Source organism: Streptomyces sp. NBC_00096, from assembly GCF_045041305.1.
Taxonomy (GTDB): domain Bacteria; phylum Actinomycetota; class Actinomycetes; order Streptomycetales; family Streptomycetaceae; genus Streptomyces.
The window spans coordinates 3,294,200-3,308,959 of sequence record NZ_CP108221.1 but is presented as its reverse complement, the minus strand read 5'-3'; the positions used below and the strand labels follow the sequence as shown (position 1 = coordinate 3,308,959).

At 69.2% G+C, this 14,760-nt stretch carries 9 protein-coding genes; 3 read left to right on the top strand and 6 right to left on the bottom strand.

Annotation, left to right across the window (positions count from 1 at the left end):
* Positions 1-4: 4 nt before the first annotated feature.
* Together murJ and OG904_RS14410 are read right to left on the bottom strand one after the other, a co-directional pair.
* Complete coding sequence (murJ, locus tag OG904_RS14415; RefSeq protein ID WP_405490926.1) at positions 5-2,197, bottom strand: murein biosynthesis integral membrane protein MurJ; 2,193 nt, start codon at positions 2,195-2,197, stop codon at positions 5-7.
* A gap of 46 nt (positions 2,198-2,243) precedes the next feature.
* Positions 2,244-4,514, bottom strand: a complete 2,271-nt coding sequence (locus OG904_RS14410; protein ID WP_405490924.1) for a DUF6049 family protein — start codon at positions 4,512-4,514, stop codon at positions 2,244-2,246.
* 187 nt (positions 4,515-4,701) lie between these two features.
* On the opposite strand from OG904_RS14410, the gene OG904_RS14405 reads away from it, so the two are divergent.
* Complete coding sequence (locus OG904_RS14405) at positions 4,702-6,144, top strand: CCA tRNA nucleotidyltransferase (RefSeq protein WP_405490922.1); 1,443 nt, start codon at positions 4,702-4,704, stop codon at positions 6,142-6,144.
* 44 nt (positions 6,145-6,188) lie between these two features.
* Here the strand turns inward: OG904_RS14405 and OG904_RS14400 are convergent, their stop codons facing one another.
* The 3 genes from OG904_RS14400 to OG904_RS14390 form a co-directional block, all read right to left on the bottom strand.
* Positions 6,189-7,469 (bottom strand): MFS transporter, encoded by a 1,281-nt coding sequence (locus tag OG904_RS14400; RefSeq protein WP_405490920.1) that lies wholly within the window; start codon positions 7,467-7,469, stop codon positions 6,189-6,191.
* Between the two features lie 106 nt (positions 7,470-7,575).
* Positions 7,576-8,658, bottom strand: coding sequence for an inositol-3-phosphate synthase (locus OG904_RS14395; protein WP_274548499.1), 1,083 nt, complete (start codon positions 8,656-8,658; stop codon positions 7,576-7,578).
* Between the two features lie 49 nt (positions 8,659-8,707).
* Entirely contained in the window at positions 8,708-9,310 is a 603-nt protein-coding gene (locus tag OG904_RS14390) for a PadR family transcriptional regulator (RefSeq protein ID WP_327253820.1), read from the bottom strand.
* Positions 9,311-9,584: 274 nt separating this feature from the next.
* Between OG904_RS14390 and OG904_RS14385 the strand changes: the two genes are divergently transcribed.
* On the top strand, positions 9,585-12,134 hold the full coding sequence (locus tag OG904_RS14385) for a transglycosylase domain-containing protein (RefSeq protein ID WP_405490918.1): 2,550 nt from the start codon (positions 9,585-9,587) through the stop codon (positions 12,132-12,134).
* Between the two features lie 91 nt (positions 12,135-12,225).
* Positions 12,226-13,686 (top strand): glycosyltransferase family 87 protein, encoded by a 1,461-nt coding sequence (locus OG904_RS14380; RefSeq protein ID WP_405490916.1) that lies wholly within the window; start codon positions 12,226-12,228, stop codon positions 13,684-13,686.
* Between the two features lies 1 nt (position 13,687).
* On the opposite strand, the gene OG904_RS14375 is transcribed toward OG904_RS14380, so the two are convergent.
* The gene (locus tag OG904_RS14375) at positions 13,688-14,719 is read right to left on the bottom strand and encodes an alanine racemase (protein ID WP_405490914.1); all 1,032 of its coding nucleotides are present in this window, start codon (positions 14,717-14,719) and stop codon (positions 13,688-13,690) included.
* Between the last annotated feature and the right edge of the window lie 41 nt (positions 14,720-14,760).

Genomic DNA, 14,760 nt, shown 5'->3' with positions numbered 1-14,760 from the left:
GGCATCAGCGTCCCAGGCGTCCGCGGACCATCCCGACCATGGCGTTGAGTTCTTCGATGCGCATCCGCTTGGCGGCGATCAGGAACACGGCCGCCAGGGCGATGCCACCGGCCACCAGCGCAGTGAGGGAACCGGCCGCTCCGCTGCCGAGGTAGTGCAGGACCGCGTAGGCGACGGCGCCGGCCACGGCGGCGGCCGGGACGCAGGCACCGATGAGCCGGGTGTAGGTGCGCATCACGTGCGCCCCGTCCAGGTCGCCGCCGAGGCGGGTGCGCAGTCGGCGCCAGGCGACGCCGACGCCGACCGCGTAGCCGAGGCCGTAGGCGGCGGCCATGCCGACGACGGCCCAGCGGGCGGGGAGGACGAAGAAGGCGACCGCGGAGATGCCCGCGTTGACGGCGGCGACGATGACCGTGTTGTAGAAGGGCGTCCGGGTGTCCTCGTAGGCGTAGAACCCGCGCAGGACCACGTACTGGACGGAGTACGGGATCAGCCCGAGGCCGAAGGCCATCAGGATGAATCCGATGTTCTGGGCGCTCTGGGCGCCGGAACCGGCGTAGAGCAGGCCGGCCATGGGGACGCCCAGCGCGAGGAACGCGAAGGCGCAGGGCACGATCGCCACGGCCGACGTGCGCAGTCCGTAGGAGATGTCGTCACGGACCGCGGCGGCGTCGCCGTCGTGGGCGGAGCGGGAGATGCGCGGCAGGACCGCGGTCATGACGGAGACGGTGATGATCGCCTGCGGCATCTGCCAGAGGAGCAGGGCGTAGTTGTAGCCGGTGATGCCGGTACCGCCGTGGCCCTGCTTGTCGGCGACCTCGCCGGCCCAGGTGGCGAGCTGGGTGACGACGATCAGGCCGAGCTGGTTGGCGAGGACGAAGAAGAACGTCCACTTGGCCAGACCGGCGGCCTTGCCGAGGCCGTGGCCCTTCCAGTCGAACCGCAGGCGCGGCTTGAAGCCGGCCTCGCGCAGGTAGGGAATCATCGCCAGGGACTGGACGACGAGGCCGAGCAGGGTGCCCAGGCCCAGCAGGCGGACGCCTTCGGGGGTGATGCCGGCCTCGGTGACGCCGGTGGTGGTGAAGCCGCCGAACGCCCAGATGAAGGCGCCGAAGGTGGTGATGACGACGATGTTGTTCAGGACCGGGGTCCACATCATGGCGCCGAACCGGCCGCGGGCGTTGAGGATCTGACCGAGGACCACGTGCACGCCCATGAAGAACATGGTGGGCAGGCAGTAGTGGGCGAAGGCGACGGCGACGTCCAGTCGCTGCGGGTCATTGGCGATCTTCTGCGACATCATGCCGATGAACAGCGGGGCCGCGAGCACGCAGATGGTGGTGACGGCGCCGAGCAGGACCATGACGAGGGTCAGCAGACGGTTGGCGTAGGCCTCTCCGCCGTCCTCGTCGTTCTTCATCGCGCGCACCAGCTGCGGGATGAAGACCGCGTTGAGGGCGCCGCCGCCGACCAGGACGTAGATCATCGTGGGCAGGGTGTTGGCGACCTGGTAGCTGTCGTTGAGGGTGGCGACGCCGATGGCACCGGCGATCACCAGGGTCCGCATGAAGCCGGTGATGCGGGAGACGATCGTGCCGGCGGCCATCAGGGCGCTGGACTTGAGCAGGCTGGATGCGCGCCCGGCGGGCTTGCTCGGAGCCGGGGCGGCCACGGGGGCGTCCTCGGCCGGGGTACGGGGCGCCGCGTCCTGGTCCCGGTAGAGGTGGGCGAAGGCGTCGGGCCGGGGCTCCTCGTCGGTGGCCTTGGTGACGAGGGAGTCCACGCCGACGAACTGGGTGGTGGTCGCGTGGTCTCCGTACGGCAGGTGCCGGGAGGGTCCGTCCGGCTCCGGCGGCGGGGTCTGGGCCCAGACCCGCGGATCCGGGGCGTAGGAGGGGGCCGCCGGGGCCGCGTACAGCGGGCCGGGCTCCTGGAAGGTGCCGGGAGGCGGCGGCGGATGCGAGGCCCGGTCGTAGAGGACCTCCGCCACCGGGTCCTGGGCGGACAGGTCCTGCGACCGGTAAGGGTCGTGGTCGTAGGCGTCCTGGACATAGGGATCGTGGAGATAGGGGTCGTGGTCCGGTGCGGGTGCGGGCGCGGGAACCTGCCCCGGCACCGGGGCGCCGGGGGCAGTGCCCTGGGAGGGCGTGGGCCCGCCAGTGCTCTGCGCCCGGTCACCTTCGTACGGCGCGTTCATCGAAACCCCACCTCATCGTCCCCAGGCCGACCGGCCACGGCATCGCTCAACGGTCCACTGTCTCACCCGTGCCGGACGCGTCCGCGCTTTGCGGTCCGGTGTCCGGGGACTCGTCACTCTGCTGCGTGCTCTCCTCGGCGGCGGCGCGTGCCGCGACGCGCTTGCGGCTGGCGTACATCTTGATGCCGGCCAGGACCAGGAGGAGGACGCCGCCCGCGATGACGAGCATGACGGTGGGGGTCACTTCGGTGGCTTCGACGGTGAACTTGCGTGCCTTGCCGTAGGGCACGCCGTCGGCGGTGAAGAGCTGAGCGGTCACTTCGACCGGGCCGCTCGCGGTGGCGTTGGCGGGGAACTTCACGGTCTGGCTGTGCCCGCCCTGGATCGCGACCTCCTGCTGGGCCTCTCCGCTGTCGCCGAACATCAGGCGGGTCGGGTTGGCGGACTTCAGGCGGAGGACCAGGTTGTGGGTGTCCTGGACCAGGCTGTTCTGGACGCTGACGGGGATGGTCGCGCTGTGTCCGGACAGTGTGGCGTCGGACTTGGGGATGATCTTGACCTTGTCGGTGAGGCCGACCAGGTACTGCTGCACCTGGTCCCGGTAACTCCGTGCCGCGTCGGAGCGGCCGCGCCAGGAGGTGGACATCTCCCGGTTGGTGGTGTTGCCGAAGGGGATCTCGACACGGTCGGGCGCGCTCAGGATCACCTTGAAGTGGTCCAGGGTGGTCTCGGTGGTGCGGATCTTCTCGAAGGCGGAGACCGGCATCTCCTGCTTGCTCAGCGCTTCGGGGTACTGGCCGGCTCCCGGTACCTGGGTCGCGGCCCGCGGGTCGGGCGTCGCGGCGGCCGCGGCCTCCAGGTCGGCGGGCTGGGTCCAGCGGCCCGACTGCAGGCCCCGTACGGCGGCGGCCATCGTCTGGGCCTGGCTGGAGGTGGGCATCCGCTGCGGAGCGACGACGAAGCTGCGCTGGTCTTCGGTCTTCTGCAGGCTCAGGGCCAGGGTGTGGGCGAGGAACTGCTGCACCGCGAGGGTGGAGTTCTCCGCGCTGAGCATGTCGCCCTGGAAGGCGGTGGAGAGCTCGGCGTCGGCGACGACGGCCGTGGTGCCCGCGCCGATCGGCCGGGCGGCCGACGGGGTGTAGCCGAGGGTCCCGTTCTCCTGGAGGCTGTCGCTGCGTGTGAGGACGTTGTGGGCACCGGCCGACGTCGCGACGTTGACGATCGAAGGGTCGATCGCCCCGTCCACGGGCCAGGAGAAGTCGGTGCTCGCGGGGACGTGCAGGACCGTCTCGACTGCCTGCTTCGCCTTGTCGGTGGCCGGCCGGAGCTGTCCGAGCGTGCCGGAGACGTCCTTGCCCCGGTGCGCGAGCGAGGCGATGTCAGGATCCGCGAAGGGCAGCGCGACGACCTTCTTGCCCTGGACGGCGCTCTCGAGCGAGCTCAGCCACTGCTCGGCGATGGCCTTGTTCTTGCCCTGGACCGTCCGCCCGTCGGGGGTGCGGATCCGGTAGCCCTTGGTCATGGCGTCGACGGTGTAGAGCAGATCCGGGTCGATGACCCAGGTGATGGGCAGCTCCTTGCCGAGCGTGACCATCTGCTCCAGGCGCCCGCCGGGCCTCAGCTCGTCGGCGAGGCTGTCGTCGAGGAAGACGGGGGTCTGCAGCTCGTCCGACCCCGTCTCGGCGGTCAGGTGCGTGGTGGAGATCAGCGGCCATGCGTAGGCCAGCTGGGAACGCTTGGCCGCGGCTTCCGGCTGCCAGGGCAGGAAGGTCCGGGTGATGCCGAGGACCTGCTCGTACTGGCGGGCTTCGGTCTCCCCGGACACGGAGACGCCGAGCTGGTAGACCCCGTCCTTGCCCAGGTCCAGCTTGTTCACCGGAACCTTGAGAGTGAAGGGCTGGGCAGCTTTCGAGGGCAGCGAAGCGATCTTGAAGGCGAACTCGTCGCCGACCTCCGCCGGGTCGGTCCCGGCGCGGAAAGCTCCGCGCTCGGCCGCCTCGTCGATGGAGCTCCGGTCCGCCAGAGCGGGGCCGACCCGCAGGCCCACGTGTGCGTCGGTGATCTTCTCGCGGCCGTTGTTGACCACCGTGCCGGAGATGGTGAGGGTGTCGCCCTTGACCGGGGAGGTCGGCGTGAGGCCGTCGAGCTGGACGTCGACGGCCGCGGCCGCCGAGTCGGCGGCCTGGGCTTCGGGGGCGGGCGTGTAGACCAGGCCGGCGAGCACCGGCGTCCCGGCGAGCAGGACGACTGCGCGGCGCAGCCAGCGTCGCCGGGCAGGGGCGACGGGTGCCCCCTGGATGTCTGCCGCCTCGGCCAACGCGCTCGCCCGTCCCTCGAAGTGTCAGTGGTCGTCGTTTGTGCGTCCACGAATGGTAACGAGGCCCGCTGTGCGCGAGTGCCGCGCCTTGCTCCACATGATCGGGTCAGCCCCGGAGCGGCCGTGGGCCGGGGTGCCCGCAAAACACGGGAGCTCCCGGCGGGCTGGGCACGTACCCTTTTCTGTTGTGCCGAACGCCAACGAAGACAGCCCCAGTGTCCTGAATCACGGGCAGACCCGAGCAGTGAGTGAACTGCTGCGGGTCGCCCCTGTCGCCGACGAGCTCGGCCGCCGTTTCCAGGAGGCGGGTTTCCGGCTCGCCCTGGTCGGCGGGTCCGTCCGCGACGCGCTGCTCGGGCGCCTCGGCAACGATCTCGACTTCACCACCGATGCCCGCCCCGAGGAAGTACTCAAGATCGTCAGGCCCTGGGCCGACTCGGTCTGGGACGTCGGTATCGCCTTCGGCACGGTCGGAGCGCAGAAACTGGGCTTCCAGATCGAGGTGACCACGTACCGCTCGGAGTCCTACGACCGGACCTCGCGCAAGCCGGAGGTCTCCTACGGCGACTCGATCGAGGAGGACCTCGTCCGTCGCGACTTCACGGTCAACGCGATGGCCGTCGCGCTCCCCGAGAAGACGTTCGTGGACCCGCACGGCGGCCTGGAGGACCTCAGGGCAGGCGTGCTGCGCACCCCCGGCACCCCGGAGGACTCCTTCTCCGACGACCCGCTGCGGATGCTTCGGGCGGCGCGGTTCGCCGCCCAGCTCGACTTCGAGGTCGCCCCCGAGGTGGTGGCGGCCATGACGGAGATGTCCGGCCGCATCGAGATCGTCTCGGCGGAGCGGGTGCAGGGCGAGCTGAACAAGCTGCTGCTGTCCGCGCACCCGCGCAAGGGCCTGGGCCTCCTCGTGGACACGGGGCTGGCCGACCACGTGCTGCCGGAGCTGCCGGCACTGCGGCTGGAGAGCGATGAGCACCACCGGCACAAGGACGTCTACGACCACTCGCTGATCGTGCTGGAGCAGGCGATCGCGCTGGAGGAGGACGGCCCGGACCTGGTGCTGCGGCTCGCGGCCCTGCTCCACGACATCGGCAAGCCGCGCACCCGCCGGTTCGAGAGCGACGGACGGGTCTCCTTCCACCACCACGAGATGGTGGGCGCGAAGATGACCAAGAAGCGCATGACTGCGTTGAAGTACTCCAACGACATGGTCAAGGACGTGTCCCGGCTGGTGGAGCTGCACCTGCGCTTCCACGGCTACGGGGACGGGGAGTGGACCGACTCGGCCGTGCGGCGCTATGTCCGCGACGCCGGGCCGCTGCTGGAGCGCTTGCACAAGCTGACCCGTTCGGACTGCACCACGCGCAACAAGCGCAAGGCCAACGCGCTCTCCCGCACCTACGACGGGCTGGAGGAGCGCATCGCCCAGCTGCAGGAGAGGGAGGAGCTGGACGCGATCCGGCCCGACCTGGACGGCAACGAGATCATGCAGGTGCTCGACGTGGGCCCCGGCCCGGTGATCGGCAAGGCCTACGCCTTCCTGCTGGAGCTGCGGCTGGAGAACGGTCCGATGGAGCGGGACGCGGCGGTCGCCGCTCTCAAGGAGTGGTGGGCCGCACAGGCCTGATGTTTCACGTGAAACATCAGGGTGGGTAACCGGGCGTGCTCGGGTCAGGGCGATGTTTCACGTGAAACATCGCCCTGACGCATGAGGAGGGCCGCCGTCGCGGCGTAGAGCGCGGCCACGCCGAGGACCAGCGGTACGGAGTGCCCGTCCAGGGGGAGCACGAGCGCCGCCACCCCGGCGGCGCCGACGAAGGCGGCGTTGAAGAGCACGTCGTAGACGGAGAAGACGCGGCCGCGGAAGGCGTCGTCCACCTGGGACTGCACGACGGTGTCGGTGGAGATCTTGGCGCCCTGAGTGGCCAAGCCCAGCACGAAGGCGGCGGCCAGCATTGGTCCGGGAGCGAAGAACAGGCCGAGCGAGGGGACCAGCACCGCGGCGCCGCCCGCGCACAGGGTGATGGTGCCGAGGGCGCCCAGCCGGCCCACCAGCCAGGGCGTGACGACGGCAGCCGCGAAGAACCCCGCCCCGGAGACGCCGACCGTGATCCCGAGCAGGGCCAGACCGTCGGCCTCGTTGTCCGACCAGGCGTAGCGGCAGAGCATGAGCAGCGTGACGAAAAGGGCTCCGTAGCAGAACCGCATGAGGGTCATGGCCGTGAGCGCCCGGGCAGCCTCGCGCCGGGAGGAGAGGTGGCGCAGGCCGTCTGCCATGCCCCGCACGGCCAGCAGGGCTCCCTCGAGGACCGTCGGGTTGATCCGGCCGGGAGGGTGGTCGGGCCCGAGGAGGCTCAGGGCCAGCCGCAGGGAGGCCAGGGCCGCGCACAGGTAGAGGCCGGCACCGAGGAGCACGACGAGGGCGTTGGAGTCGGCGGCCAGCACCCGGACGAGGAAGGCCAGTCCCCCGCCGGCGACCGCGGCGAGCGTTCCGGCGGTCGGTGAGAGCGCGTTCGCGGTGACCAGTTGGCCGGGGGCGACCACGCGCGGCAGGGAGGCGGCGAGCCCGGCCAGGACGAAGCGGTTGACCGCGGTCACGGACAGGGCCGAGGCGTAGAAGAGCCAGTCGGGGACGTGCGCGACGATCAGCATGCCGGTGACGCAGGCGAGGAAGGCCCGCAGCAGGTTCCCGTAGAGGAAGACCTGACGGCGGCGCCAGCGGTCCAGCAGCACTCCGGCGAAGGGGCCGATGACCGAGTAGGGCAGCAGGAGCACCGCCATGGCGGAGGCGATGGCCGCGGGCGAGGCCTGCTTCTCCGGTGAGAAGACGACATACGTGGCCAGTGCGACCTGGTAGACGCCGTCGGCGGCCTGGGAGAGGAGCCGTACGGCGAGCAGGTTGCGGAAGTCCCGCAGACGCAGGAGTACGCGCAGATCACGTACGACACCCATGAGGGAAAGGGTCACATACGCGGAGGGTCCCCGGGCACATTGCCCGGGGACCCTCCGCGAAAGAACAGCCGAAGTCCAGGTGTCGTGAACGACCCCAGGGGTTCGACTAGCGCTCGACCTCGCCCTTGATGAACTTCTCGACGTTCGCGTAGGCCTCGTCGTCGAAGTACTGCACCGGCGGGGACTTCATGAAGTAGCTCGAAGCCGACAGGATCGGGCCACCGATGCCGCGGTCCTTGGCGATCTTCGCGGCGCGCAGGGCGTCGATGATGACACCGGCGGAGTTCGGGGAGTCCCACACCTCGAGCTTGTACTCGAGGTTCAGGGGGACGTCGCCGAACGCGCGGCCCTCGAGGCGGACGTAGGCCCACTTGCGGTCGTCGAGCCACGCGACGTAGTCGGACGGGCCGATGTGGACGTTCTTCTCGCCGAGCTCACGGTCGGGGATCTGCGAGGTGACGGCCTGCGTCTTGGAGATCTTCTTCGACTCGAGGCGGTCACGCTCGAGCATGTTCTTGAAGTCCATGTTGCCGCCGACGTTGAGCTGCATGGTGCGCTCAAGACGGACGCCGCGGTCTTCGAACAGCTTCGCCATCACGCGGTGCGTGATGGTGGCGCCGACCTGGGACTTGATGTCGTCGCCGACGATCGGGACGCCGGCCTCGGTGAACTTGTCGGCCCACTCCTTGGTGCCGGCGATGAAGACCGGGAGGGCGTTGACGAAGGCGACCTTGGCGTCGATGGCGCACTGGGCGTAGAACTTCGCCGCAGCCTCGGAACCGACGGGCAGGTAGCAGATCAGAACGTCGACCTGGCGGTCCTTGAGGGTCTGAACGATGTCGACCGGGGTCTCGGCCGACTCCTCAATGGTCTCGCGGTAGTACTTGCCCAGGCCGTCCAGGGTGTGGCCGCGCTGAACGGTCACACCCGCGCTCGGGACGTCGCAGATCTTGATGGTGTTGTTCTCGCTGGCGCCGATGGCGTCCGAAAGGTCGAGGCCGACCTTCTTCGCGTCGACGTCGAACGCGGCGACGAACTCGATGTCGCTCACGTGGTAGTCGCCGAACTGGACGTGCATCAGACCGGGGACCTTGGCCGCCGGGTCGGCGTCCTTGTAGTACTCGACGCCCTGCACCAGTGAGGCGGCGCAGTTGCCTACGCCGACGATGGCTACGCGAACCGAACCCATTCCGGTTGCTCCCTGTTTGTTCTCGGACGAGGCCTGCGAGATGCAGGCCTCACTTTGCAGTTTCGTCGGACGGACCGGGTCGTCTCTGATCCCGTCCCGCCCGCTCACTCTCGATGAGCTCGTTCAGCCAGCGCACTTCGCGCTCCACGGACTCCATGCCGTGGCGTTGCAGCTCGAGCGTGTAGTCGTCGAGCCGCTCGCGTGTGCGGGCGAGCGAGGCACTCATCTTCTCCAGGCGCTCCTCAAGGCGGCTGCGACGTCCTTCCAGTACCCGCATCCGTACTTCTCGTTCGGTCTGGCCGAAGAAAGCGAAGCGGGCGGCGAAAGATTCGTCCTCCCAGGCATCTGGGCCCGTGTGGGAGAGGAGCTCCTCGAAGTGCTCCTTGCCTGCTGCCGTCAACCGGTACACGATCTTGGCGCGGCGCCCTGCGAGTGAAGCGGCGAGAGCGTCTTCCGGGGCATTGCCCGGCTCTTCGATCAACCAGCCGTTGGTGACGAGCGTCTTGAGGCAGGGGTAGAGCGTCCCGTAGCTGAACGCTCTGAACACCCCCAGTGAGGTGTTGAGCCGCTTGCGCAGCTCGTACCCGTGCATGGGGGATTCGCGAAGCAGGCCGAGAACAGCGAACTCGAGGATGCCTGAGCGCCTGCTCATCCGCCTGCCCTTCCTCCGCCTCGGAGTTTTTATGTCGAGCTGATGTATCGGCTCGATACATCCAGACGATAGAACGGGCAGCCCCCGGCTACAAGTGGCGACACGGTGACCGGTGTCACATCGTGAATTCGCTCGAGGCAAGTTGCCGGTTTTGGGATGAACTTCGGCACTGATGAGCTTTTGGGCGTGCGTAGTCTGTGCGCCATGACACCGGGGGGACCGGAACTCAACTGCCGCTTCCAGGCCACTCGCCTGCCCGAGGAGTAGTCGTTCGATGAGCGAGCACCGCCGCAAACCGCAGCAGCCCCAGAGCGGCGGCCGAGCCGCCGCCCGTAAGGCTGCCCAGCAGCGCCCAGGACGGGGCGCCGGTGCCGGACGTGACGTCCCCACCTCGTCACCCAGTGGGCCGTACCAGGAGCAGCCGGGGCACGGCAGCCGGGCGGACGCCCGGAGATCCACCGGCCGGGGCTCCGCGGGACGGGGCGCCGCCGGCGCCGGACGCGGCAACGGCCGTCCGGACAAGCGGTTCATCAACTACCCGCGCTCGGACAAGGCCGGCTGGAAGCGGTTCGTCCCGTCCTGGAAGCTCGTCAGCGGCACGGCCCTGGGCTTCTTCGCGATCATCATCGCGGGTGCCGGCATCGGTATCGCCTCGGTGAACACCCCCGATGCGAACAAGACGGCCGCGGCCCAGAACAACGTCTTCTACTGGGCCGACGACACCCAGATGGTCGCGACCGGCGGATCCGTGAACCGCCAGATCGTCCCCATCGACAAGATCCCCCGGTCGATGCAGAACGCCGTGATCGCGGCGGAGAACGAGTCGTTCGAGTCGGACAAGGGCGTCGACCCGATGGGTATCGCCCGCGCCGTGTGGAACATGGCCAAGGGCGGATCCACCCAGGGCGGTTCGACGATCACCCAGCAGTACGTGAAGAACACGTACCTGGACTCCGACCAGACGCTCAAGCGCAAGGTGACCGAGCTCTTCATCTCGATAAAGCTGGGTGTGAGCGAGAAGAAGAACACGATCCTCGCGGGCTACCTGAACACCGCCTACTACGGACGCGACGCCTACGGGATCCAGGCAGCCGCCCGCGCCTACTTCGGCAAGGACTGCGACCAGCTGACGCCGTCCGAGAGCGCCTTCCTCGCCGCCGTGCTCAAGGGCCCGAACCTCTACAACCCGGACGGCGGCATCGGCACCTCGGCCACCCCCGAGCTGAACACCGAACGGGCCAAGAAGCGCTGGGCCTGGGTCCTGGACCGTGAGGTCACGGTCGGGCGCATGCAGCAGTCCGAGCGGGACCAGTTCAAGGAGTTCCCCAAGCTCGCCGAGTCCGCGCAGGCCGCCGGCATGTCCGGGCAGATCGGCTACCTGGTCGAGACGGCCAAGCTGTACATGACGAAGACCAAGGGCATCACGATCGACGATCTGGCCAAGGGCGGCTACCAGATCCACACCACCTTCAAGAAGGAAAAGGTGGACGCACTGGTCAAGGCCGTCGAGGAGACCCGTGACGGGCTGATCGACGAGAAGAAGCGGCCCGACACCGACACCTTCGTCCAGTTCGGTGCCTCTTCGGTGGACGTGAAGACCGGAGCCATCGTCGCCCTGTACGGCGGCCCGGGCATGGACAAGAAGTACTTCAACAACAACGCCAACACCTCGGGTGTCCAGGTCGGCTCGACCTGGAAGCCGTTCGTCCTCGCGGCGGCCATGCAGTACGGCACGAAGAACTCGGACGGCGAGGGGATCTCGGCCGACAGCAAGTACATGGCCAACGACCTCACGGTGATCAACAACCGTGATGGCAAGCCGCTGCGCGACGGCTCGGGGAAGCCCTTCCGGCAGAAGAACGAGAGCTCGACCGCCTACGGCTACGTGACCTTGAACGAGGCGATGGAGAAGTCCATCAACGTCCCGTTCGCCCAGCTCGTCTTCGACGTCGGTCACAGCAAGGTCAGGGAGGTCGCCAAGGCCGCGGGCATCCTGCCCGAGACGATGGACAAAGAGGACGTCGCTTCGTTCGCGCTCGGCAACTCGACCCCCAGCGCCATCCGGATGGCCGACGCCTACGCGACCTTCGCGGCCTCCGGCACGCACCACGAGCCCTACTCGGTGCGCGGCGTCCAGAAGAACGGCAAGGACGTCCCCGGGTTCGAGGCGCCCAAGGCGCAGCAGGCCATGGACAACTCCATCGCCGACAACATCACCAAGGTCCTGCGCAACGTCGTCGAGAACGGCACCGGTACCAAGGCGAAGAAGCTGGGCCGGCCCGCCGCGGGCAAGACCGGTACCACCGACGACAACATGTCGGCCTGGTTCGTCGGCTACACCCCCGAGCTGTCCACCTCCGTGACCCTGTTCCGCTCCGACCCCAACGCGGCGAAGAAGGAACTGATCTCGATGAAGGGCGTGGGCAACATCCCGTCCCTCCACGGTGGTGACATCCCGGCCGAGATCTGGACCAAGTACATGAAGGACGCGTTGAAGGGCCTTCCGGAGTCGGACTTCCCGGATCCCGGCAAGATCGGTGTCGTCGCGGACTCCTCCGGTGCCCCCTCGCCGTCGCCCTCGCCGTCCGTCACGCCCTCGCCGTCCGTCACGCCCTCGCCGTCGATCACGCCGTCCCCCTCGCCGTCCCAGTCGCGCGGCGCCAAGCCGTCCTGCAAGCCGTGGGCGATCTGCGACCCGGATCCCAGCCCCAGCGGTTCCGGATCACCGTCGGCCTCCCCCAGCAAGAGCGGCGGGAGACCAGGGGGCGTGACGAACGGCGGCGGCAACGGAGGCTTCCCGATAGGGGGCTCCACCGGAGGCTGACCGGCCGCCCCGGGACACGCGGGGAAGAGGGCCGTCGCACCAAGTGCGGCGGCCCTCTCCCATGCCCGGCGCGGTACGGCAGGATGTGCGCATGACGAAGGTGCACGAGGAAAGCCCTGTACTGCCCACCCAGCAGGACGAGGTGGCCGCGGCGGGGAGCGAGCTCATCGGCGGCCCGCTGGGCCGCTACGCGAGGCTGGGCGGCCACTGGCTGACCCCGGTGCGCGTCGTCGTGCTCGTCGCCCTGGGGATGTTCGCGCTCGGCATGGTGCAGAAGGTGCCCTGCTACGACTGGGCGTGGTTCCGCGGAGCCGGCTCCCAGTACACCCACGCCTGCTACTCGGACATCCCGCACCTCTACGTCGTACGGGGCTTCGCCGACGGCCTCACGCCCTACTTCGACCGGATCCCCGGCGACATGCAGTTCCTGGAGTACCCGGTCCTCACCGGGCTCTTCATGGAGGTCGCCTCCTGGCTGACCCCCGGCAGCGGCTCCATGCAGCACCGGGAGCAGATGTACTGGATGGTCAACGCGGGCATGCTGATGGTCTGCGCCGCCGTGATCGCCGTGTGCGTGGCCCGCACCCACCGCCGCCGGCCGTGGGACGCGCTGCTCTTCGCCCTCGCGCCCGCCTTCGCGCTCACCGCGACCATCAACTGGGACCTGCTGGCCATCGCCCTGACCGCCGCCGCGATGCTCATGTGGTCGCGTGGTCGGGCACTGGCCTTCGGCATCCTGATCGGCCTGGCCACCGCGGCCAAGCTCTACCCCGTGCTGCTCCTCGGAGCCGTGTTCGTTCTCTGCTGGCGGGCCGGGAAGTGGCGCGCGTTCGGCGCGGCGGCCGGCGGCGCCGTCGTCTCCTGGCTCGTGGTGAACCTGCCCGTGATGCTCTTCGCCTGGGAAGGCTGGCAGAAGTTCTACACCTTCAGCCAGGAGCGGCCCATCGACTTCGGTTCCGTATGGCTGCTGATCTCCCAGCGCTCCGGGAACCCGCTGGAAGACGCCAACACCTACGCGACCGGCCTGACCCTGCTGTTCTGCGCGGGCATCGGCCTGCTCGCGCTGACCGCGCCCCGCCGCCCCCGCTTCGCGCAGCTGGCCTTCCTGCTGGTGGCCGCCTTCATCCTGGTCAACAAGGTCTACTCGCCCCAGTACGTGCTGTGGCTCATCCCGCTCGCGGCGCTGGCCCGGCCGCGCTGGCGGGACTTCCTGATCTGGCAGGCCGGCGAGGTCGTCTACTTCCTGGGTATCTGGTTCTACCTCGCCTACACGACCAGCGGGGACAAGCACCAGGGCCTGCCCCTGGAGGGCTACCAGCTGGCGATCGCCGCCCACCTGCTGTGCACGCTCTACCTGTGCGCGGTCGTCGTGCGCGACATCCTGCTGCCCGAGCGGGACGTGGTGCGGCGCGACGGCTCGGACGACCCCTCCGGAGGCGTCCTCGACGGTGCCGAGGACGTCTTCACGCTGGCGCAGACGGCGAAGGCGCCGCAGGACGCGGCGCCTTCGGAGGGACAGCGGGTCGAGTGGGGCCGGGGCCCCACCGACTGACTCAGGCGTCGAGCACCCGGTCGAACTGCGTCGTGGTGTGGCGCAGGTGCGCCACCAGCTCGTCGCCGACCTTGGGTTCGGGAGAGTCCGACGGCACGAACAGGATGGATACCTGCATGTGCGGCGGCTCGGCGAACCAGCGCTGCTTGCCCGCCCATACGAACGGGGACAGGTTCCGGTTGACGGTGGCCAGTCCGGCCCGTGCGACGCCCTTGGCGCGCGGCATCACCCCGTGCAGGGCCTTGGGGGCCTCCAGGCCGACCCCGTGCGAGGTGCCGCCGGCGACGACGACCAGCCAGCCGTCGGAGGCGGCCTTCTGCTGGCGGTAGCCGAAGCGGTCGCCCTTGGCGACACGGGTGACGTCGAGCACCGCGCCGCGGTACTCGGTCGCCTCGTGGTCGCCCAGCCACAGCCGGGTGCCGATGCGGGCCCGGAAGCGGGTCTGCGGGAACTGCTGCTGCAGCCGGGCCAGCTCCGCCGCCTTGAGGTGGCTGACGAACATGGTGTGCAGCGGCAGCCTCGCCGCGCGCAGCCGGTCCATCCAGCCGATGACCTCCTCGACGGCGTCAGAGCCGTCCGGGCGGTCCAGCGGCAGGTGCAGGGCGAAGCCCTCCAGCCTGACGTCCTCGATCGCCGAATGCAGCTGTCCGAGCTCCTGCTCGGAAATGCCGTGCCGGCGCATCGAGCTCATGCACTCGATGACCACGCGCGCGCCGACCAGCCCGCGTACCCCGTCCAGCGAGGACACCGAGCGGATGACCCGGTCCGGCAGCGGCACCGGCTCCTCACCCCGCCGGAACGGGGTGAGGACGAGCAGGTCGCCGCCGAACCAGTCCTTGATGCTGGCGGCCTCGTACGTCGTACCGACGGCGAGGACGTCGGCGCCCATCCGGGTCGCCTCCTCGCAGAGCCGCTCGTGTCCGAAGCCGTAGCCGTTGCCCTTGCAGACGGGGATCATTCCGGGGAACTGGTCCTGGATCTGCTTCTGGTGCGCACGCCAGCGCGCGGTGTCGACGTAGAGCGTGAGCGCCATGCCCGTCCGGAGCCTCTCTCGAAAAGCTGCGTGGTGCAGCG